We start from the raw sequence: 20,809 nt of genomic DNA, 5'->3' as shown, positions 1-20,809 counted from the left end.
GCCCCATTTATCTCTTTATCCGTAAAGAAGGATATATACCCTCGATGAGCAATTTCCTCTTCACCTCCGAGTCGGTCTCCGAAGGCCATCCGGACAAAATCGCCGACCAGATCTCCGACGCCGTTCTGGACGCCATCCTGGCCCAGGACCCGCGTGCGCGCGTGGCCTGCGAGACGCTGGTGAAGACCGGTGTCGCCATCGTCGCGGGTGAGATCACCACCAGCGCCTGGATCGATCTGGAAGCGCTGACCCGTAAGGTCATCCTCGACATCGGCTACGACTCCTCGGAAGTCGGGTTCGACGGCGAGACCTGCGGCGTTCTCAACCTGATCGGCAAGCAGTCGCCTGACATCAACCAGGGCGTGGACCGCAAGAAGCCGGAAGAACAGGGCGCTGGCGACCAGGGCCTGATGTTCGGCTATGCGACCAACGAAACCACCGAGTACATGCCCGCGGCGATCCACTACGCGCATCGTCTCGTCGAGCAGCAGACCAAGGTCCGCAAGAAGAAGAACTCGCCGCTGCCGTGGCTTCGCCCGGATGCCAAGAGCCAGGTCACCCTGCGCTACGAGAACGGCGAAGCCGTCGCCATCGACGCCGTCGTGCTCTCGACCCAGCACGATCCCGACGTCAAGCAGAAGGACCTGATCGAAGGCGTGCGCGAGCTGATCCTCAAGCCCGTGCTGCCGGCGAAGCTCCTGCACAAGGGCACCAAGTTCCACATCAACCCGACCGGCAAGTTCGTCATCGGCGGACCGGTGGGCGACTGCGGCCTGACCGGCCGTAAGATCATCGTCGACACCTACGGTGGCTGGGCCCGTCACGGTGGTGGCGCGTTCTCGGGCAAGGATCCGTCCAAGGTCGACCGTTCGGCTGCCTATGCCGCGCGCTACGTCGCCAAGAACATCGTCGCGGCCGGCCTCGCCGACCGTTGCGAAATCCAGGTCAGCTACGCCATCGGCGTCGCCGAGCCGACCTCGATCTCGGTGACGACCTTCGGCACCGGCAAGATTCCCGACGAGAAGATCGAGAAGCTGATTCGCAAGCATTTCGACCTGCGCCCGTACGGCATCATCCAGATGCTCGATCTGGTCCACCCGATGTACCAGCCGACCGCCTCCAACGGTCACTTCGGCCGCAAGCCGTACGACGTCACCGACAAGAACGGCAACACGTTCACGGCGTTCTCCTGGGAGAAGACCGACAAGGCTGACGTCCTGCGCGACGCCGCCGGCCTCGGCGCGACGGTTGCTCGCCGCAAGTAAGTTTTGTGCGACATGCGATAGAAAACGGGCGCCTTCGGGCGCCCGTTTTCGTTCAGGAACCTCAGAAAGTTGCCGCCGGGGTCACAATGCTTTCATGGCTGGAATGAGACATCTGAGAGCCGTTACCGTGCTACCGGAGAATCCATGATGTCACGCACCCTGCCCCGCCTCATCGCGACCGCGCTACTCGTGGCCGCCGTTCCTTTCGCCGCCCATGCGCAGGACGACGCCAAGCAGACCGATTCCAAGGGCGGTACCCCGACCGATGCCGGCTTCGTCACCAATGCCAGCGGCGCAGGCCTGGCCGAAGTGGAGCTGGGCAAGATCGCCGTGACCAACGGCGGATCGGCCAGGGTGAAGTCGTTCGGCCAGCACATGGTCGACGACCACACCAAGTCGGGCGAGGAGCTGAAGAATCTTGCGAGCGGAGACCGCGGCTATGCCACCGCCGAGAGCCCGCCGCCCGCGAACCAGAAAGACATCGACGCGCTGAAGCGCCTCAATGGCGCGGCGTTCGACAAGGAATACGCGAAGGTCGCCGTCGCCGATCACGAGAAGGCCATCGCCATCTTCGAGGTCGAGGCCGAAAAGGGCTCGAACAAGGAACTGCAGGCCTTCGCTAAGAAGACCCTGCCGACGCTGAAGCAACATCTGAAGATGGCTCGGGCGCTGAACAGCGGAAAGTAAGACCTGTAGGAGCGCGCCTCGCGCGCGATGCCCTTAACGCCTGACGCACGACCGTCAGCGCAAGAGCGTCGCGCGCAGGCGCGCTCCTACATTTTTAGGGGCGATGCCGGACGAAGCCGCGCAACGTCAGGCCCGGGGACGTGACGAATGCCGTCGGCTGGGCCATACCTTCATCGGCGCGCCATGCCCGCCGTGGTCATCCGGCGGGTCGATGATGCCGTTATCTTCGAACCGAACCTGGCGCCACTGACCCTGGAGGGTGTCGAAATCGTCCATGATTTTCATGCTCAGCCGTTACGGTTCGAACCCGACAGCACGTCCACCCACACGGCGAGCACAAGGATCGCGCCCTTGATGATCATCTGCCAGGAGTTGTCGACGTCCATCAGCTGCATGCCGCTGTCGAGGCTGGCCATCACGAGGGCGCCGATCAGCGCGCCGTAGACCGTGCCGGAACCGCCGCGCATCGACGTGCCGCCGATGAAACAGGCGGAGATGGCGTCCAGCTCGCCGCCGGTACCGGCGGAGGGCGAACCCGAACCGGTGCGAGCCACGGTGATGATGCCGGCGAAGGCGCACATCAGGCCCATCAGCGCGAACACGACCAGCTTGACCCGGGCGACGTTGACGCCCGAGAGGCGCGTCGCTTCCATGTTGCCGCCGACCGCGTAGATATGGCGACCGAACACGGTCTGGGTCGAAACGTAGGTGAACACGGCCAGCAGGCCGAGCAGGATCATCACCGGAATGGGAATGCCGTTGGCGTCGTTGAGCGTGCGCACGAAGCCGAAGATGACCGCGCCGATGGCGACCAGCTTGACCGCATCGACCCAGACCGCGCCCTGCTGCAGACCGAGCTTGCCCCGACGCATGCGCCGGCGGACGGTCAGCGCGACCATGGCAAGGAAGATGATGGCGCCGATCCAGCGCGACATCGCCACCGGGACGAAGCCCTGGCCGAGCTGGATGAGGTCATCCGGCGCCGGCGCGATGGTGGAGCTGCCGGTGATGTAAAGCACGATGCCGCGGAAAGCCAGCATGCCGCCGAGACCGACGATGAACGACGGTACGCGCATCTTGGTGACCACGAAGCCGTTGAACGCACCGATAAGCAGGCCGAGCACCAGCACGGCGCCGATGGACGTCCACGTGCCCCAGCCCTGGTTGACCGTCAGGATGGCGACCACACCACCCAGCAGGCCGAGCTGCGAGCCGATCGACAGATCGATCTCGCCCGCGATGATGACGAACACCATGCCGCAGGCAAGCATGCCGGTGATGGCCATCTGCCGGAACAGGTTGGACAGGTTGCCGGGCGTGATGAAGGCCTGGTCGGTCTTTACGTGAAAAAACACCCAGATGAGCGCGACGGCGATGAGCAGCGCGAGGATCTTGTAGCGGACGAACAGTTGCTGGATTTGCTGGGCCTGCATGGAGGAGCTTCCGTGGTGGCGCGTGGATGGGTTCGAAGGATCAGGCCGCGTGTGCGGGCCCCTCGGCGGCGTGTGAAATCGCGGCGGCGAGCACCTGCTCCTGCGTCAGACCGACGTTCTTGAAGTCGCCGCGAAGCTTGCCCTCGCCGACGACGAGAACGCGATCGCTCACGCCGAGCACCTCGGGCATCTCCGAGGAGACCATGATGATGGCGACGCCCTTGGCGGCCAGTTCGAACATCAGCTTGTAGATGTCGTACTTGGAGCCGACGTCGACGCCGCGGGTCGGCTCGTCGAGGATAAGCACCTTGGGGCCGGGCAACAGCATCTTGGTCAGGACCGCCTTCTGCTGGTTGCCGCCGGACAACCCGACGATCGCCAGTTCGGGACTGGCCGTCTTGACGCGCAGCCGCTTGATCTCGGTGTCGACCACCTGCAGCTCGGCCTGACGGTCGATCTGCCCGGCGTGCGCATAATGCGCCAGCGTGGCGAGCGTGATGTTGTCGCCCACACCCAGCAGCGGCACGATACCCTGACGTTTACGGTCTTCCGGCACCAGCGACAGACCGGCCTTGATCGCCTGCTCGGGCGAACGGATCTTGATCGACTTGCCCTCGAGCACCAGCTCGGCCTCATAGCGGCCGGGATAGGCGCCGAAGATCGCCGAGACCAGTTCGGTACGACCCGCGCCCACGAGCCCGGCGATACCGACGATCTCGCCGCGACGCACTTCGAACGAGATGTCGTCGACGCGCTTGCGGTTCGGGTTGGCCACGTCCCAGCAGGTGACGTGCTTCGCCTCGAAGATCACCTCGCCGATGTCGTGGTCCATCTTCGGGAACAGATTTTCGATCTCGCGCCCAACCATCGCGGTGATGATCGTATGCGTGGTCATCTCGCTCATCGGCTTCGTGACGATGTGCTTGCCGTCGCGGATGACCGTGACCGTGTCGCACACGCGTGCCACTTCGTCGAGCTTGTGCGAGATGTAAACGCAGGCCACACCGTCGCGCTTGAGGTCCTCGATGATCGACAACAGCGTGTCGGTCTCGGAGGAGGTCAGCGACGACGAGGGCTCGTCGAGGATCAGCAGGCGCGCGTTTTTCGCCAGCGCCTTGGCGATCTCGAACAACTGCTGGTAGCCGCCGCCGTAGTTCATTACAGGGGCCGCTACGTTGACGTCCTTGAGCTTGAGCCGGGCGAGCAGCGCCTCGGCCTTCGCATACATGGCGTCGTAATCCATCACACCGCCGAATTTGCGGATCTCGTTGCCGAGGAAGATGTTCTCGGCGACGGAGAGCTGCGGTACCAGCATCAGCTCCTGGTGGATGATGACGATGCCGGCCGCTTCGCTGTCACGCACCGAGTGCGCCCGCAGCGGCTTGCCGTCGAACAGGATCTCGCCTTCCCACGTGCCATAGGGATACACGCCGGAGAGGACTTTCATCAGGGTGGACTTGCCTGCGCCGTTTTCTCCGCACAGGCCCACGCATTCACCGGGCCGCACGGCCAGGTCGATGCCATTGAGCGCACGCACGCCGGAGAATTCCTTGACGATCTGGCGCATCTCGAACAGGTATTCGCTCACGGTCTTCCTCACTCAAGGTGGCGCCCCGCACGAAGCGGGGCGCCCCCGATCTTACTGACCCACCTGGGCCTGGGTATAGAAGCCGTCCTTGACCACGAGATCGACGTTCTGCTTTGTCAGCAGGGTCGGGGTCAGCAGGATAGTGTTGATGTCGCCCTTGCCGTTGTTCATCTTGGAGGTGAAGTTCGGCGCCTTGCCCTGGGCGAGGTCGACCGCCAGGTTGGCGGCATCCGTGGCGATGGTCTTGATCGGCTTGTAGACCGTCATGGTCTGCGTACCGGCCTTGATCCGCTTGATCGCGGCGAGATCGGCATCCTGACCCGACACGGCGACCTTGCCGGCGAGCTTCTGGCCGTTCAGCGCGGCGATGGCACCACCCGCGGTGCCGTCGTTCGAAGCGACGATGCCCTGGATGTTGTTCTTGTTGGCGGTCAGCGCGTTTTCGATGATCGACTGCGCGTTAGAGGCCAGCCACTCGTTGGTCCACTGCTGACCGACGATCTTGATGTCGCCCTTGTCGACCAGCGGCTTGAGCACCTTCATCTGGCCTTCGCGGAGGATCTTGGCGTTGTTGTCGGTGGGCGCGCCGCCGAGCAGGAAGTAGTTGCCCTTGGGTGCGGCATTGACCACGCCCTGGGCCTGCATCTGACCGACCTTGTCGTTGTCGAACGAGATGTAGGCGTCGACGTCGGCGTTGAGGATCAGGCGGTCGTAGGAGATGACCTTGATGCCAGCCTTCTTCGCTTCGGCCACGACGGTCGTCAGAGTCTTGGCGTTGAACGGCACGATGACGATGACGTCGACCTTGCGCGAGATCAGGTTCTCGATCTGCTGGATCTGCTTCTGCTCGTTGGCATCGGCGGACTGCACCGAGACCGTGGCGCCCTTGGCTTCAGCGGCGGCCTTGAAATAATCGCGGTCCTTGGTCCAGCGCTCGACGCGCAGGTCGTCGATGGAGAAGCCGATAACCGGCTTTTCCTTGCTGGCGTGGGCCTGCGGCGCCGCGAAAATGCCGGCGCCGGCCATCGATACGGCGAGCAACGTGTATAGGGCCTTGTGCTTCATGCTCATCTCCATGCTTCTGGGTTCACCCTCTTCAGGGCGGAAATTCGTCGCCTCAGGCGGCGTCGGAATACAGCGGCTTCAAACGCTCGTACGAGCGGCGGAACAGAGGGTGACGTGTTTGAAGAAAATATGCATGACGCGCTGCATCGGGCTCGCGGACGGCGGTAACCTCCGGCATCGGACAGACCTCATCCAGCGTGGCTTGCGGGTCTACCGCCAGGCGTGCGAGACGGGCCGCGCCGAGCGCCGGGCCGACTTCGCCACCGGCGCGCAACACCAGCTTCTTGCCCAGAATGTCGGCCAGCATCTGAGTCCAGTAGGCACTACGCGAGCCGCCGCCGATGACCGTGATCTCGTCGGCCACCAGGCCGGTCGACTCGACCGCCAGCAAGCCGTCGAGCAGACCCAGGCCGACGCCCTCGAGCGTGGCGTTGGCGAGATCCGCGCGCAGCGTGCCCGGACCCAGGTTGGTGAATGAGCCGCGTGCATGAGCATCGTTGTGCGGCGTGCGCTCACCCGTGAGGTAAGGCAGGAACACCGGGCCGTCGGGTTTCAGGCCGGCGGCTTCGGCCTCCGCCAGCAGTGCCGGGACATCCTTGAAGCCCGTGAGGCGGGCGGTGAAGTCCAGGCAGCTGGCCGCGTTGAGCATCACCGACATCAGGTGCCACGTGTCAGGCAAGGCATGGCAGAAGCTGTGCACGGCCTGCTCGGGGCTGGCACGGAAACCATCGGACACCGCGAAGTACACGCCCGAGGTGCCCAGCGAGAGCATCGCCTGACCGCTGCGGACGATACCCACGCCGACGGCACCCGCCGCGTTGTCGCCACCACCGGCGGCGACGGGCACGGTATCCATGCCCCAGCGATCCGCCAGCTCCCGGCTCAGCCGACCCGCCGGCTGGCTGCCTTCGAAGACATCGGGCATGTGCGAGCGATCCAGGCCGGTCGCGGCGAGCATCGCATCGCTCCACTGACGCTTCTCGACATCGAGCCAGAGCGTGCCGGCCGCGTCGGAGGCATCGGTCATGTACTCACCGGTGAGCTTCAGCCGCAGGTAGTCCTTGGGCAGCAGCACCCTGGCGACCTGCGCGAAGATCTCGGGCTCGTGCTTGCGGACCCAGGCGAGCTTGGGCGCCGTGAAGCCCGGAAACGCCACGTTGCCGGTGATCGAGCGGAAGCCCGGCACCTTTTCCAGTTCGGCACCCTCGATGTCGGACCGGGTGTCGTTCCAGAGAATCGCGGGGCGCAGGATTTTGTCTGACTTATCGAGAAGGGTCGCGCCGTGCATCTGGCCCGAGAGACCGATGGCCGCCACGCGGCGGGCATCGGCACCCTTGAGGACATCCGTGACCGCCACCTCGGTGGCCGCCCACCAGGCCGCGGGATCCTGCTCGGACCAGCGCGGCCTGGGATGGGACACCTCGAGCGGGCTGGACGCACTGGCCCGCACCGCCCCCGTGTCGTCGATCAGCACCGCCTTCACCGACGAGGTGCCGAGGTCGATACCGAGGTACATGCGTTCCTGTGCTTCCATCAAAACGAACTCCCTATCAGCCGTAGATATAACGGTTGACGATATTTTCGAGCAATTCCTGACCGCCGGAGACGTGCTTCGGGTGGATGTCGCGAGCAATCGCCTCGTCCGACAGGGAAGCGAGCGTGAAACCACCGTTGAGGATCTTGGCACCCAGCTCGGCATCCCAGCCAGCGTAGCGCTTCGCCTTGAAGTCGGCGAGGGCGTCGCGCTCGATCAGTTTCGCCGCACGCTCGAGGCTCAGCGCCAGCGCGTCGATACCACCGATGTGACCGTGGAAGAGATCCTCCGCCGCGCTGCTCTGGCGACGCACCTTCGTGTCGAAGTTGTAACCGCCCGTGGTGAAGCCGCCGGCCTTGAGGATCTCATAGGTCACCAGGGTGAGCTCTTCGACACTGTTCGGGAACTGGTCGGTGTCCCAGCCGTTCTGCGGATCGCCGCGGTTGGCGTCGATCGAGCCGAACAGACCCAGCGCGATGGACGTGGCGACCTCGTGCTGGAACGAATGGCCGGCCAGCGTGGCGTGGTTCGCTTCGAGGTTGGTCTTGACCTCGTTCTCCAGACCGAAGTCCTTGAGGAAGCCGTACACCGTGGCGCTGTCGTAGTCGTACTGGTGCTTGGTGGGCTCCTGCGGCTTCGGCTCGATCAGGATCGTGCCCTTGAAGCCGAGCTTGTGCTTGTGTTCGACGACCATCTGGAAGAACCGGCCCAGCTGCGCGCGCTCGCGCTTGAGGTCGGTGTTGAGCAGGGTCTCGTAGCCTTCGCGGCCGCCCCACAGCACGTAGTTCTCACCGCCGAGGCGATGCGTGGCTTCCATGGCGTGACGGACCTGCGTCGCGGCGTAGGCGAACACTTCCGGCTGCGGATTGGTCGCGGCACCGGCGGCGTAGCGCGGGTTGCTGAACACGTTGGCCGTGCCCCAGAGCAGCTTCACGCCGGTTTCGGCCTGCTTCTTCTCGAGCACGTCGACCATCGCGGCGAAGTTGTTCCTGTATTCGGCGAGGTTCGCGCCTTCCGGTGCCACGTCGGTGTCGTGGAACGTGTAGAACGGCGTGCCGAGGCGGGAGAAGAAGTCGAAGGCAGCGTCGGCTTTCTCACGCGCCTTCTCCAGCGGGTCGCCCGCGGTCTGCCAGGGACGCTCGAACGTGCCGGCACCGAAGACGTCCGAGCCCGGCCACACGAAGGTGTGCCAGTAGCAGACGGCGAGACGCAGGTGCTCGGCCATGCTCTTGCCCAGGATCTGCTTCTTCGCATCGTAGTGATGGAAGGCGAGCGGATTGTCCGACTGCGGACCTTCGTAGGCGATCTTCGGAATGTGCGAAAAGTACGACATAACAAATCCTTGACAAACAGGGGGGCGAATTCCGTCGATGCTGACGATCCGGGGGCATAGCGCGCAATTGCGATTTCAGTCGCCACCCCGGTACTTTTCTTTGCCGCGGTGCGTCATGGCCGGGAGCGCGGATTCCTGCTAGTTTTCGCCGCCATGGCACCGCACCGCATCGCCCTGCTTTTCAATGCCAACAAGGTGTATGACCGTCAGGTCATCGCCGGGATTGGGCATTACCTCAACAGCACGCGGGTAGAGTGGGACCTCTTCATGGAAGAGGACTTCCGCAGCCGGATGCGCGACATCCACGACTTCCAGGGCGACGGCGTCATCGCCGACTTCGACGACCCCGACGCCCCGGATGCGTTGCGCGACCTGCACATCCCCGTGGTCGCCGTCGGCGGCTCCTACCACGACGCTTCCGCCTATCCGGCGGGCGTTCCCTATATCGCCACCGACAATGCGCGCCTCGTGCGGCTGGCCTATGACCACCTGATCGAGCAGGGCCTCACGCGCTTCGCCTTCTACGGCATCCCCCCGAGCCCGGGCAGCCGCTGGGCGCAGGAGCGCGAACACGCCTTCGAGGCCATCGTTCGCGAGGAATCCATCGACGGCGTCGTCTACGAAGGCTCCCCCACCAGTGCAGGTGGCTGGGGCCACGCGGTGGAGGAACTGATCACGTGGCTGGCCGAGCTGCCCAAGCCCATCGGCATCATCGCCGTGACCGACGCCCGTGCGCGCCAGCTCCTGCAGGCCTGCGTCATGGGTGGCTTCGCGGTACCGGAGCAGATCGCGATCGTCGGTATCGACAACGACCCGATGGCCCAGCTGCTGACACGCATCCCGCTGACGTCGGTGATTCAGGGTGCCGAGGAGATGGGGCGCACCGCGGCGCACCTGCTGCACCAGATGCTGCGGGGCGTGGATTGCTCGAGCTCGCGCATCCTCGTGCCACCGGTGGGCATCAACGTGCAGGTGTCGAGCCGGTTCCAGCCGATGCGCAGCCCGCACGTCATGCGCGCCAGCCACTACATCCGCCAGTACGGCTGTCTCGGCATCAAGACCGAACAGGTCGCCGACTACGTGGGCGTGTCGCGGACCGTGCTCGAGGAGCATTTCAAGCGCGAGCTCAAGCAGACCGTCCATCAGGTGATCCTGAAGCACAAGCTCGACACGGCCTGCGACCTCATCGCCAACTCCGACGTGCCGCTCGCGGACATCGCGCTGCGTTGCGGCTTCACGTCGCTGCAATACATGTATGCGGTATTCCGTCGTGAGTACGACTGCACGCCGCGCCAGTACCTCGACCTCCATCGCAAGACGACGACCTGATCGCCGTCCGCAGGGAACGCTCTACCCATGCCCGTATCGAACGCCACCGCCTGGGGACAGCTCCCCGACGGCCGCCCGCTCCACCGCTGGACCCTGCGCAACGCCCGCGACGCGCAGATCGACATCACCGACCTCGGCGGCACCCTGCTCTCGTGGCAGGCGCCGGACCGGCAGGGACGCGTCGGCGACATTCTGCTCGGTCACGCCGACGCGCAGCAGTACCTCGCCTCCACGGCGTATATGGGCGCCATCGTCGGACGCTGGGCCAACCGCATACGCGGGGGACGCTTCAGCGTCGACGGCATCGACTACCGGGTGGACCGCAACGACGGCGGCAACCACCTGCACGGCGGCCACGACGGTTTTCACCTGCAGCGCTGGGACGTCGAGCCGGACGGCGACGCCTTGCTGCTGCGCCTCGTCTCGCCCGAGGGAGACGGTGGCTTTCCGGGCGAGGTGCGGGTGACGCTGCGCGTGCAGCTGGAGGACGATGGCAGCCTCGACCTCCGCTATGAGGCGGAAAGCGATGCCCCCACGCCGCTCAGCCTCACGGCGCACCCGTACTTCAACCTCAACGACCGCCGCCCGGATATCCGCGACCACGTCATCCGTATCGACGCGGATGAGTTTCTGGCCATCGATGCGGGCGCGATCCCGGTGGGCCGCCAGCACGTCGCCGGTACGGCCTTCGACTTCCGTGAACCGGCGCCGATCGGATCGCGGCTGCATTGGCCGGACCCCCAGCTGCAGCTGGTGGGGGGCTTCGATCACTGCTATATCCCGCACGCCCGTCCGAGCGAGGCGGGCCGCGTCGTCGCCGTGGTCAGCGAGCCGTCCAGCGGACGGCGGCTCACGGTGAGGACCGACCGGCCGGGGCTGCAGTTCTACAGCGGCCAGAAACTGGCCGGCCAGCCGGGCCGTCACGGGGACGCCTACGGCCCGTTTGCCGGCTTCGCGCTCGAGGCCCAGGCCTTTCCGGACCAGGTCAACGGCAGCGAGGCCGAGGGTGCGATCCTCCGGCCCGGCGTCACCTGGCGCCAGCACACCTGGTACACCGTCGATACGGACTGAAGGGCAGCGCTGGCTCCCGCCGGGTACAATGGGGGATGTCTCTTATCCAACTCCTCAATGTCGACTACAGCGTCGGCGGCCCGCTCCTGCTCGAACAGGTGAATCTCTCCCTCGACGCCGGCGAGCGCGTCTGCGTCGTCGGGCGCAATGGCGCGGGCAAGTCCACCCTGCTCAAGCTGATCGCCGGCGAGATTCACGCCGAAGACGGTGAGATCCGCCTGCAGGGCGGCACGCGTATCGCGCGCCTGACGCAGGAGGTCCCGCAGGACACCACCGGCAGCGTGTTCGACGTGGTGGCCGACGGCCTTGGGGAACTCGGTCATCTGCTCGCGCGCTATCACCACCTGCTCGAAGAGGGCGACATGGATGCCCTCGGCGACGTGCAGACGCAGATCGAGGCCCATAACGCCTGGGATCTGGACTCGCGCGTCCAGCAGGTGATCGAGCGCCTCGAGCTTCCCGCGGGCACCGACTTCGCCGACCTCTCCGGCGGCATGAAGCGTCGTGTGCTCCTGGGCCAGGCCCTGGTTCGCGACCCGAACCTCCTGCTGCTCGACGAGCCGACCAACCACCTCGATATCGAGGCGATCGCGTGGCTCGAAGGTTTCCTCAAGAGCTTCACCGGCAGCATCGTCTTCATCACCCATGACCGCAGCTTCCTGCGCGCGCTGGCGACCCGCATCGTCGAGATCGACCGCGGCAGCGTCACCAGCTGGCCGGGCGACTACGACAACTACCTGCGCCGCCGCGAAGAGCGCCTGCACGCCGAAGCCCAGGCCACCGCGCACTTCGACCGCAAGCTGGCCCAGGAAGAAGTCTGGATTCGGCAGGGCATCAAGGCACGCCGCACGCGTAACGAAGGGCGCGTTCGCGCCCTCAAGGCACTGCGTCGCGAACGTGGCGAACGTCGCGAGCAGACGGGCACCGCCAAGATCACGCTGGGCAATGCGCAGTCGTCCGGGCGCAAGGTGGTCGACGTCAAGCACGTCACCCACGGCTACGGCGGGCGCACGCTGCTGAAAGACCTTTCCACCACGATCATGCGCGGCGACCGTGTCGGCATCATGGGTCCCAACGGCGCGGGCAAATCCACGCTGCTGAAGATCCTGCTGGGCGAACTCAAACCGCAGACGGGCGAATCCACGCTCGGCACCAGCCTGCAGATCGCCTACTTCGACCAGCACCGCTCCACGCTGGACGACAGCATGAACGCGCTGGACAACGTGGCCGAAGGCCGTGAATACATCGAGCTCAACGGGCAGCGCAAGCACATCATCGGCTACCTGCAGGACTTCCTGTTCTCGCCGGAGCGTGCACGCGCGCCGATCACCCGCCTGTCCGGCGGCGAGCGCAACCGCCTGCTGCTGGCCAAGCTGTTCGCGCAGCCGTCCAACCTGCTGGTGATGGATGAACCGACCAACGACCTCGATGTCGAGACGCTGGAACTGCTCGAAGAACTGCTCAACGAATACACCGGCACCCTGCTGCTCGTGTCTCACGATCGTGACTTCATCGACAACGTCGTGACCAGCACGCTCGTGCTCGAAGGCGGCGGCGACGTCGGCGAGTACATCGGCGGTTACAGCGACTGGCTGCGACAGAAGCCCGCGATCGAGGCGGCGAAGGCCGCCAACGCCGCCAGCGCGAAGCCAGCGGCACCCGCCGCGGCACCGGCAGCCGCTCCCGTCGCCGCACCGAAGAAAAAGCTGTCCTTCAAGGAACAGCGCGAGCTGGACCTGCTGCCGGCGAAGCTCGAAGAACTCGAGACGGAGATCGCGAAGCGCACCGAGGCGATGAACGACCCGAAGTACTACCAGCAGGATGCGGCCGCGATCACGCGGGCGAACGACGAACTGGCGAAGGTGCAGGCCGAGCTGGATGCGGCCTTCGCGCGCTGGGAAGAACTCGAAGGCTGAGCAGAGCCCGGCTCCCGCCGTATAGCTGCCGGTTCTCGACCGGTCAGCTACCGGCGCTGTGAATCAACCCGTGTTCTGCAGACCCTGCGACACGCCGTTGACGCAGGCCACGAGTGCGTTGAGCAACGCATCGTCCTTGCCTTCGGTGGCACGCCAACGTCGCAGCAGGTCGACCTGCAGGAGGCTCATGGGGTCCACGTACGGGTTGCGCAGACGGATCGAGGTCGCCAGACGGGGATCGCCGGCCAGCAACTCCGAGGCGCCCTTGAGCTTCAGCACCCAGGCCACGGTCCGCTCGAACTCGGCGCGGATCATGGGGAAGAACCGTTCGTGGAGCGGCCCGGCCAGCTGCGAGAACGCTTCGGCGATGTCGATGTCGGCCTTGGCCAGCACCATCTCGACGTCGTCCAGCATGGTCGAGAAAAACGGCCACTCGCGGGCCATGTGGACCAGCGCCTCTTCGCCGCACTCCTTCGCCACCACATCGAGCGCGCCACCGAGGCCATACCAGCCGGTGAGCACCGCACGGCACTGCGTCCACGAAAAGACCCAGGGAATGGCGCGCAGATCCTCCACGCCCTTCATGCTGCGACGACGCGCCGGACGCGACCCGAGCGTCATGCGCTCGATGACGTCGATGGGCGTGGCACCGCGGAAGTAATCGACGAAGCCCTCCGTGTCCACGAAGGCGCGGTACGCCTTACGGCTCTCGTCCGACAGACGGGCCATGACGTCCTTCCACCCGGCCTCGCGCGCTTCGGTCTCACGCGGCCGCAGCGAGGCACGCATGACCGCACCGAGCGTCTGCTCGAGATTGCGCACCGCGAGCGCGCGAATGCCGTACTTGCGGTGGATGACCTCGCCCTGCTCGGTAACGCGCAACACGCCACCGACCGAGCCGCGAGGGGACGCCATCAGAGCGGGCGTGATGCGCGACCCACCCCGGCTGGCCGAACCGCCACGACCGTGGAAAAACCCGATCCGGATACCCGCCCTCGCGGCGACGTCGAGCAGTTCGACCTGCGCACGCTGCAGGCTCCACTTGGAGGCGACCGTACCGCCGTCCTTGCCGCTGTCGGAGTAACCGAGCATCACCCACTGGCGATCGCCGCGTGCCTTCAGATGGGCACGATAGACGGGATCGTCCAGCAGTGCCTGCAACGTGGTCGCGCCACCGGCGAGGTCGTCGATGGTCTCGAACAGGGGTGCGACGTCGAGCGGCACGCGACCGTCTTCGAGCAGGCCACCACGGCGTGCCAGCGCGAGTACGGCAAGTACGTCCGCCGCGGTTTCGGCCATGCTGATGATGTACAGGCCGGTCGCTTCGGTACCGTAGCGCGTGCGCGAATCGGCCAGCGTCGCAAACACGTCACGCAGCATGCCCGCGGCTTCATGGTCCTCGCCGGCGACGAAGCTGCGCTCACCCGCCGCGTACGGACGCAGGGCTTTCACCCGCGCATCGGTATCGCGACCCGACCAGTCCGCATCGTCGAGCAGAGCCGACAGGGCTTCGTCATGCACGCGCGCGTCCTGGCGCACATCCAGACGCGCGAGATGGAAACCGAACGTCCGCGCACGCCAGAGCAGGCGGCCGACGGCATACGCACCCGCGTGCCTGCCGTCGTGCTGAACCAGGCTCTTTTCGATCAGCGCGATATCGTCGATGAAGGCGTCCGCATCGGGGTACGACTGCGCCTGTTCGTGCAGCGTCGCTTCGAGTCGCGCCGCGACGAAGGCGAGAAAGGTGCGATACGGCATATCCGCGTGGCGCGGACGGATCCTCGCCGCGGCCTCGGGCAGGTCCTCGCGATATGTCTCCAGACGACGCACCAGCGTATCGTCGAGCGTCACGCGATCGTCGGTCTGGCTGAGCAGGCGACCGAGCGCCGCCACGTCCTCCAGATAGCGCTCGAGGACCAGCGCGCGCTGCGCGGACAGCGTCGCGGCGATGGTCTCGGCGTTGACGTTGGGATTGCCGTCCATGTCGCCGCCTACCCAGGTGGCGAAGCGAAGCACGCGTGGAAGGGTCACACCTTCGCCGTAGGTCTCGTCGATCGCCTGCTGGAGCGATTCGTACAGGGCCGGCAGCACGCGGTATATCGGCCGCGCGATGTAGAAGCCGACATGATCGAACTCGTCCTGCACGCTGGGGCGGACCGGCGACGCTTCCGCCGTCTGCCAGCCCGACGACAACGCCATCAGGATGCGCGCATCGTCATCGCGTCGTTCCTGCGGGGTACGCGTGGGATCGAACTCGTCGACCAGCGCACGGACGATCTCCTGCTCCTTCTCGAGCAGCGAACGGCGCACCGCTTCCGTCGGGTGGGCGGTGAATACCGGCTCGACATCGAGACGGTCCAGCAAGGCACGCAGTTCGTCGCGACTCACGCCATCCTCTTTCAGGCGGGCCAGCACGGCGGCAAGCGATTCGGGCTGGGGCGCACCGCCTTCGCGCTGATAGTCGCGGCGGCGGCGGATACGGTGCACGCGCTCGGCGGTATTGACCGCCTGGAAGTAGGTGGCGAAGGCGCGCGCCAGGGATTCGGCATCGGCCGGGTCGAGGCCCGTCAACGGGTCGGCCAGGGCATCCACCGCGGCGCCGCTGCGGCGGCGGTGGATCGCGGTGGTGCGCACGTGCTCGACGCGGTCGAAGAAGGGCTGGCCGCCCTGCTCCGCCAGCATCTGACCGACGAGGACGCCCAGTCGGCGCACGTCCTCGCGGAGGGGGTCGTCGTGGGGCAGGAATTCCGGATCGCGCGCAGCTTCCATCGGAGTCTCACGTGGGGTCGAAACCCTGAGAGTACCTAAAAAGATGTGTTCATCCCTGCATTCGGATTCCGCGATATAATCGGGAAACCGTTTTGCCCGCCGAGGGGCGCTGCGACCATGGGTCCGACCCATAGGCCAGGCTCGGCGCGGCGTCCCACCAAACGGCGCCCCCGTGAAACTTCCGGAGCTACGCCAGATGAACGCCGTTACCAAGATCAACGATGCCGACGACTTCAAGGTCCGCGATATCTCGCAGGCCGCCCTCGGCCGCCGTCGCATCCGCATGGCCGAAGAGGAAATGCCGGGCCTGATGCAGATCCGCGCCCGCTACGCCAGCGAGAAGCCGCTCAAGGGCGTCCGCCTTTCGGGCTCGCTGCATGTCACCAAGGAAACCGCCGTCCTCGCCGAGACCCTGCGCGAACTCGGCGCCTCGGTGCGCTGGGCCTCCTGCAACATCTTCTCGACCCAGGACGACGTCGCCGCGGCCCTTGCCGACGGCGGCATGCCGGTGTTCGCCTGGAAGGGCGAGTCGCTGGAAGAGTACTGGGAGTGCACTCTCGACATGCTGACCCACCCGGGTGAGCTCGGCCCGCAGCTCATCGTCGACGACGGTGGCGACGCCACGCTCTTCATCCACAAGGGCGTCGAGCTCGAAGACGGCAGCGACTGGGTCAACACCCCGAGCGGCAACCACGAAGAGCAGGTCATCAAGGACCTGGTCAAGAAGACCGCCGCCGCGCGTCCGGGCTGGTTCAAGAAGGTCGCCGCCGAATGGCGCGGTGTCTCCGAAGAGACCACCACCGGCGTGCATCGCCTGTACCAGCTGGCCGAAGCCGGCAAGCTGCTGGTCCCGGCCATCAACGTCAACGACTCGGTCACCAAGAGCAAGTTCGACAACCTCTACGGTTGCCGCGAGTCGCTGGCCGATGGCATCAAGCGCGCCACCGACCTGATGGTCGCCGGCAAGGTCGCGGTCGTCTGCGGCTACGGTGACGTGGGCAAGGGCTGCGCGCACTCGCTGAAGGGCTTCGGCGCTCGCGTCATCGTGACCGAAATCGATCCGATCAACGCCCTCCAGGCCGCGATGGAAGGTTTTCAGGTCACCACGATCGAAGACACCCTCGGCCTCGGCGACATCTATGTCACCACCACGGGCAACAAGGACATCATCACGCTCGAGCACATGGCGGCGATGAAGAACAACGCCCTGGTCTGCAACATCGGCCACTTCGACAACGAGATCCAGATGGATCGCCTGAACGGCGCGAAGGACGTCACCCGCGAGACGATCAAGCCGCAGGTCGACCGCTACACCTTCGCCAAGGGCAACAGCATCTACATGCTGGCCGAAGGCCGCCTGGTCAACCTCGGTTGCGCCCACGGCCATCCGAGCTTCGTCATGTCGAACAGCTTCTCCAATCAGACGCTGGCGCAGATCGACCTGTGGAAGAACAAGGACACCTACGAGAAGACGGTGTATCGCCTGCCCAAGAAGCTCGACGAGGAAGTCGCCCGCCTGCACCTTGCGCAGATCGGTGTGAAGCTGACCGTGCTGACTCAGGACCAGGCCGATTACATCGGTGTGCCGGTCGAAGGTCCGTACAAGCCGGATCACTACCGCTACTGATCGGCTGCGTTATCGCAAACGACGAAGGCGCCCCGCGAGGGGCGCCTTTTTTTTATTTCGTCAGCGACAGGGGCGGCTGCTCGACCGCCGCCGGCGCGTCCCCCGGCGCACAGATGCGACCACTCGCCAGGCCCTCCACGAGCGCCTTCGCACCGTAGCGCACGCGCACCCGGGCGATCGACACACAGCGGCTGTCGTCGTAGACCTCGCCACTGACCCAACGCAATGGCGTCGAGGCTTCCGCGCCGGGCGCCAGCCGTACCGGCAGTACCACCGGACCGGGATGCATCCCAGCCGGCGCCTTACGCTCCGTGGCGAGGGTCTTTCCGTCGGCGTCCAGGAAGATCACCGTCGGCAGTCCCGGAAGCAGGCAGTCGGAGGAGCCCGTATTGCGCACGATCAGACGGGTGCCACCGTGCGACATGCCGTTGAAGTTGCCGTTCTCACCGTCCGTTCTCAGCGCCAGCGATTCCGCGCGGCAGGGGGATGCAGGGACGGTTGCGGGAACGGCGGCGAGGGCGGTCATCGCGAGCAATGCGAGCATGGGTTGCCTCCTTGGGGGAGGCTCCCTTGTAGGAGGAAACGCTTGAACGCGGCTGCAACGGCGATTTAGCCATCTTTCCATCTGGATGGAAAGATATATACTCGGAACACCTTTCAGGGATCCGCGTCCATGCCGGCCATCAGCTTCGAGTTTTTCCCGCCCAAGACCGACGAACAGCGCGAGCAGCTCGACGCCGCGGTCAGCCGTCTCAAGGGACGCGGGCCGGACTACGTGTCCGTGACGTTCGGCGCGGGCGGCTCGACGCTCAGCTACACCGACGACACGGTGAAGCGACTGCGTGCGGATCACGGGCTCTCGGTGGCCCCTCACCTCTCCTGCATGGGCGGGACGAAGGCGGAAATCGGCGCGCTGCTGGATACGTACAAGGCATCAGGCTGCCGTCGCATCGTTGCGCTGCGCGGCGACCTGCCCTCAGGCATGGCGACGCCCGGCGACTTTCGCTACGCGGCGGAACTGGTCGGCTTCATCCGCGAACACAGCGGCGATCATTTCCACATCGAAGTCGCCGCCTACCCCGAAACCCATCCCCAGGCCGAGAACGCCCTGGCCGACCTTCGCCATTTCAAGACCAAGGTGGACGCAGGCGCGGACGGCGCCATCACGCAGTACTTCTTCAATGCCGACGCGTACTTTCGTTTCGTCGACGACGTGACCCGCCTCGGCGTCAAGGTGCCGGTCGTTCCGGGCATCATGCCGATCGCGAACTTCAGCCAGCTGCGTCGGTTCTCGGAGCAGTGCGGCGCGGAGATTCCCCGCTGGATCGTCAAGCGCATGCAGGCGCATGGCGACGATGCCGCCGCGGTGCGCGAGCTCGGCGCCGATGTGGTCGCGGAGCTTTGCCGTCGACTGCTCGAAGGCGGCGCGCCGGGTTTGCACTTCTACACGATCAACCGCGCGCGCGCGACGACGTCGGTACTCGATCGCCTTTAAGTCGTCGCCTGCGCCGCCGGACTCGAATACCACCGTGAGGGACAGCGAATTTCGCTGCCGCCGGGCAGTCGGATGGCACTCGGAAACTGTGACCTGAGCAAATGCACTGAACGAATGGGGCGGACAAAATCCGCATGCATCTGCAGATCTTTTGCAGGTCCGCCCGCCACCGGGCACAAGATGCCGACGACCTTTCCCAGCGAACGCACCAGGCGCAGGGCTTCCGCCAGATCGGAGTCATTCGAGAGTACGACAGCACAGTCGTACTCATCGTTCCAGGCATCGTGCAACATGTGCACCGCGAGATTAACGCGTAACGTCGTTCTCGTTGCGAAGGCAGGCACGCGCCAACGCGAACAAATCGAGCCACTTCACATTTGCCTTGCCCTCGAGCAGGCGGTGGAACAGGTTAAACCCGTCCACGTAGATCGCAGTCCGCAATTTCCATTCCTTAGAAAAGGCAACGCCACCTCGATGGGTGGCGTGCGACCCGGCGACCGAAACCGACGGGGGGGTGCCGAAATGGTGCGCGAAGCCTAACGCAGAGTCAATGCACCGCGACATGTAGGATTTCGCCCACGGAACGCCTGGCTCATCACTTAGCGCTGTCTTCTATACTCGTCATCCGCCAAAACGCCGACCCCTCCAGGAGCCCAGACATGCGCGCATGCGTCATGTTCGCCACCGAAACCTATGCCTTGCCGATCCTGAGGCCACTGGCTGCGGCGGCGGTGGCGCGTGGCGTCCAGGTTCGCTGGCTGGTGACCGACGCGGTGGCGCAGCGACTGACCGTCGATGAGCAGCGCCTGCGCAACATGGCCGACATACGCGCCTTTTCGCCGGATGCGACATTCTGCGCGGCGAACTGGGCGCCCCCCGGTGTCCCCGGTCTCAAGGTCCAGGTATTCCACGGTTTCAACGCCAACAAGCGTGAGCCCGACCGCGGGCATTTCGCCATTCGTGGGTTTTTCGACCTGTATACGACGCAAGGCCCGGCGACCACGCTTCCGTTCGAAGCGCTCGCCAGAGAACACGGCCATTTCGCAGTGGTCGAAACCGGCTGGCCCAAACTCGATCCCTTGTTCGCCGGGAACGTGGCCGATCCGATCGAGCGCGACGCACGGCCACTCATCATGTTCGCTTCGACGTTCAGCCACCGACTGAGCTGCGCACCGGCGATGCTCGACACGCTGCGCACACTCATCGCGCGTAACGACCGCCAGTGGTTGCTGACGCTTCACCCCAAGTCGGATCCCGGGCTGATCCGTGCCTACCAGGCGCTCGAGGCCTCCAATGCGCGCTTCATGGACTCGGAACGCCTGGTCGATATGGAGCGCGCCGCCGACATGCTCGTGTGCGACACGTCGTCGGTGATCCACGAATTCGCGGTACAGAACAAACCCGTCGTCACCATCGCCAACCGTCGGCCCGAGCCTTTCATGCTTGACGTTGCCACCCCCGACGACGTGGACGCGGCCATCGATCTCGCGCTTTCGAAGCCGCCGACACTGATGGCGGCGATCCAGGCCCATGGTGACGACATCCATCCCTACCGCGATGGCCGCTCCAGCGAACGCGTGCTCGACGCGACGGATGCGATGATCGCCGCCGGCAAGGCGAAACTGCACCGCAAGCCGCTCAATCTGGTCAGACGTTACAAGGCGTGGCGCGACCGTGCGTCGCTGTTCCCGGCCTGA

17 protein-coding genes and 1 riboswitch are annotated in these 20,809 nt (G+C 65.4%); of the genes, 9 read left to right on the top strand and 8 right to left on the bottom strand.

Annotation, left to right across the window (positions count from 1 at the left end):
• The first annotated feature begins 44 nt into the window (after positions 1–44).
• Together metK and B5X73_RS02665 are read left to right on the top strand one after the other, a co-directional pair.
• Positions 45–1,265 carry a methionine adenosyltransferase gene (metK, locus tag B5X73_RS02670; RefSeq protein WP_036110358.1) on the top strand — a complete coding sequence of 407 codons (1,221 nt, stop codon included), beginning with the start codon at positions 45–47 and terminating at the stop codon, positions 1,263–1,265.
• Between the two features lie 144 nt (positions 1,266–1,409).
• Positions 1,410–1,952: a DUF4142 domain-containing protein gene (locus B5X73_RS02665; protein WP_051943305.1), complete on the top strand. Its 543-nt coding sequence runs from the start codon at positions 1,410–1,412 to the stop codon at positions 1,950–1,952.
• Between the two features lie 126 nt (positions 1,953–2,078).
• On the opposite strand, the gene B5X73_RS20545 is transcribed toward B5X73_RS02665, so the two are convergent.
• Genes B5X73_RS20545 through xylA form a run of 6 tightly spaced genes read right to left on the bottom strand, consistent with a single transcriptional unit; the run spans position 2,079 to position 8,905 of the window.
• Complete coding sequence (locus B5X73_RS20545) at positions 2,079–2,228, bottom strand: hypothetical protein (RefSeq protein ID WP_217699732.1); 150 nt, start codon at positions 2,226–2,228, stop codon at positions 2,079–2,081.
• An 11-nt stretch (positions 2,229–2,239) separates the two neighbouring features.
• On the bottom strand, positions 2,240–3,385 hold the full coding sequence (locus B5X73_RS02660; RefSeq protein ID WP_079520464.1) for a sugar ABC transporter permease: 1,146 nt from the start codon (positions 3,383–3,385) through the stop codon (positions 2,240–2,242).
• Between the two features lie 40 nt (positions 3,386–3,425).
• On the bottom strand, positions 3,426–4,973 hold the full coding sequence (locus B5X73_RS02655; protein ID WP_036110353.1) for a xylose ABC transporter ATP-binding protein: 1,548 nt from the start codon (positions 4,971–4,973) through the stop codon (positions 3,426–3,428).
• A 51-nt stretch (positions 4,974–5,024) separates the two neighbouring features.
• Entirely contained in the window at positions 5,025–6,038 is a 1,014-nt protein-coding gene (gene xylF / locus B5X73_RS02650; protein WP_254857205.1) for a D-xylose ABC transporter substrate-binding protein, read from the bottom strand.
• 52 nt (positions 6,039–6,090) lie between these two features.
• Positions 6,091–7,572 carry a xylulokinase gene (xylB, locus tag B5X73_RS02645; protein WP_343124636.1) on the bottom strand — a complete coding sequence of 494 codons (1,482 nt, stop codon included), beginning with the start codon at positions 7,570–7,572 and terminating at the stop codon, positions 6,091–6,093.
• Between the two features lie 16 nt (positions 7,573–7,588).
• Positions 7,589–8,905, bottom strand: coding sequence for a xylose isomerase (gene xylA, locus B5X73_RS02640; RefSeq protein WP_036110348.1), 1,317 nt, complete (start codon positions 8,903–8,905; stop codon positions 7,589–7,591).
• A gap of 153 nt (positions 8,906–9,058) precedes the next feature.
• On the opposite strand from xylA, the gene B5X73_RS02635 reads away from it, so the two are divergent.
• The 3 genes from B5X73_RS02635 to B5X73_RS02625 are packed head-to-tail and all read left to right on the top strand — an operon-like array spanning position 9,059 to position 13,221.
• Positions 9,059–10,234: a XylR family transcriptional regulator gene (locus B5X73_RS02635; protein WP_079520462.1), complete on the top strand. Its 1,176-nt coding sequence runs from the start codon at positions 9,059–9,061 to the stop codon at positions 10,232–10,234.
• A 27-nt stretch (positions 10,235–10,261) separates the two neighbouring features.
• Positions 10,262–11,305 (top strand): aldose epimerase family protein, encoded by a 1,044-nt coding sequence (locus B5X73_RS02630; RefSeq protein WP_079520461.1) that lies wholly within the window; start codon positions 10,262–10,264, stop codon positions 11,303–11,305.
• Between the two features lie 35 nt (positions 11,306–11,340).
• Complete coding sequence (locus tag B5X73_RS02625; RefSeq protein WP_079520460.1) at positions 11,341–13,221, top strand: ATP-binding cassette domain-containing protein; 1,881 nt, start codon at positions 11,341–11,343, stop codon at positions 13,219–13,221.
• Positions 13,222–13,284: 63 nt separating this feature from the next.
• On the opposite strand, the gene ppc is transcribed toward B5X73_RS02625, so the two are convergent.
• Positions 13,285–15,990 carry a phosphoenolpyruvate carboxylase gene (ppc, locus tag B5X73_RS02620; protein WP_079520459.1) on the bottom strand — a complete coding sequence of 902 codons (2,706 nt, stop codon included), beginning with the start codon at positions 15,988–15,990 and terminating at the stop codon, positions 13,285–13,287.
• Between the two features lie 95 nt (positions 15,991–16,085).
• Positions 16,086–16,167: riboswitch (S-adenosyl-L-homocysteine riboswitch) on the top strand.
• A 19-nt stretch (positions 16,168–16,186) separates the two neighbouring features.
• On the opposite strand from ppc, the gene ahcY reads away from it, so the two are divergent.
• Positions 16,187–17,617, top strand: a complete 1,431-nt coding sequence (gene ahcY, locus B5X73_RS02615; protein ID WP_079520458.1) for an adenosylhomocysteinase — start codon at positions 16,187–16,189, stop codon at positions 17,615–17,617.
• A 52-nt stretch (positions 17,618–17,669) separates the two neighbouring features.
• Here ahcY and B5X73_RS02610 read toward each other — a convergent pair whose 3' ends face one another.
• Positions 17,670–18,161: a DUF4232 domain-containing protein gene (locus B5X73_RS02610; protein ID WP_176167699.1), complete on the bottom strand. Its 492-nt coding sequence runs from the start codon at positions 18,159–18,161 to the stop codon at positions 17,670–17,672.
• A gap of 129 nt (positions 18,162–18,290) precedes the next feature.
• Between B5X73_RS02610 and metF the strand changes: the two genes are divergently transcribed.
• The 3 genes from metF (at position 18,291) to B5X73_RS02595 (ending at position 20,809) form a co-directional block, all read left to right on the top strand.
• Positions 18,291–19,112, top strand: coding sequence for a methylenetetrahydrofolate reductase [NAD(P)H] (gene metF / locus B5X73_RS02605; RefSeq protein ID WP_079520456.1), 822 nt, complete (start codon positions 18,291–18,293; stop codon positions 19,110–19,112).
• Positions 19,113–19,246: 134 nt separating this feature from the next.
• Positions 19,247–19,429 carry a hypothetical protein gene (locus tag B5X73_RS21240; RefSeq protein ID WP_254857204.1) on the top strand — a complete coding sequence of 61 codons (183 nt, stop codon included), beginning with the start codon at positions 19,247–19,249 and terminating at the stop codon, positions 19,427–19,429.
• Between the two features lie 342 nt (positions 19,430–19,771).
• Positions 19,772–20,809 (top strand): CDP-glycerol glycerophosphotransferase family protein, encoded by a 1,038-nt coding sequence (locus B5X73_RS02595; protein ID WP_079520454.1) that lies wholly within the window; start codon positions 19,772–19,774, stop codon positions 20,807–20,809.

Source organism: Luteibacter sp. 22Crub2.1, assembly GCF_900167995.1.
In the GTDB taxonomy this organism is placed as follows: Bacteria; Pseudomonadota; Gammaproteobacteria; order Xanthomonadales; family Rhodanobacteraceae; genus Luteibacter; species Luteibacter mycovicinus.
This window is presented reverse-complemented; position numbering and strand designations above follow the sequence as displayed.

Excerpts from the sequence above, each read along its gene's own strand:
- metK (WP_036110358.1), top strand. The coding sequence starts at position 45 with ATGAGCAATTTCCTCTTCACCTCCGAGTCGGTCTCCGAAGGCCATCCG.
- B5X73_RS02665 (WP_051943305.1), top strand. The coding sequence starts at position 1,410 with ATGATGTCACGCACCCTGCCCCGCCTCATCGCGACCGCGCTACTCGTG.
- B5X73_RS20545 (WP_217699732.1), bottom strand. The coding sequence starts at position 2,228 with ATGGACGATTTCGACACCCTCCAGGGTCAGTGGCGCCAGGTTCGGTTC.
- B5X73_RS02660 (WP_079520464.1), bottom strand. The coding sequence starts at position 3,385 with ATGCAGGCCCAGCAAATCCAGCAACTGTTCGTCCGCTACAAGATCCTC.
- xylF (WP_254857205.1), bottom strand. The coding sequence starts at position 6,038 with ATGAAGCACAAGGCCCTATACACGTTGCTCGCCGTATCGATGGCCGGC.
- xylB (WP_343124636.1), bottom strand. The coding sequence starts at position 7,572 with ATGGAAGCACAGGAACGCATGTACCTCGGTATCGACCTCGGCACCTCG.
- xylA (WP_036110348.1), bottom strand. The coding sequence starts at position 8,905 with ATGTCGTACTTTTCGCACATTCCGAAGATCGCCTACGAAGGTCCGCAG.
- B5X73_RS02635 (WP_079520462.1), top strand. The coding sequence starts at position 9,059 with ATGGCACCGCACCGCATCGCCCTGCTTTTCAATGCCAACAAGGTGTAT.
- B5X73_RS02630 (WP_079520461.1), top strand. The coding sequence starts at position 10,262 with ATGCCCGTATCGAACGCCACCGCCTGGGGACAGCTCCCCGACGGCCGC.
- B5X73_RS02625 (WP_079520460.1), top strand. The coding sequence starts at position 11,341 with ATGTCTCTTATCCAACTCCTCAATGTCGACTACAGCGTCGGCGGCCCG.
- ppc (WP_079520459.1), bottom strand. The coding sequence starts at position 15,990 with ATGGAAGCTGCGCGCGATCCGGAATTCCTGCCCCACGACGACCCCCTC.
- ahcY (WP_079520458.1), top strand. The coding sequence starts at position 16,187 with ATGAACGCCGTTACCAAGATCAACGATGCCGACGACTTCAAGGTCCGC.
- B5X73_RS02610 (WP_176167699.1), bottom strand. The coding sequence starts at position 18,161 with ATGCTCGCATTGCTCGCGATGACCGCCCTCGCCGCCGTTCCCGCAACC.
- metF (WP_079520456.1), top strand. The coding sequence starts at position 18,291 with ATGCCGGCCATCAGCTTCGAGTTTTTCCCGCCCAAGACCGACGAACAG.
- B5X73_RS21240 (WP_254857204.1), top strand. The coding sequence starts at position 19,247 with ATGCATCTGCAGATCTTTTGCAGGTCCGCCCGCCACCGGGCACAAGAT.
- B5X73_RS02595 (WP_079520454.1), top strand. The coding sequence starts at position 19,772 with ATGCGCGCATGCGTCATGTTCGCCACCGAAACCTATGCCTTGCCGATC.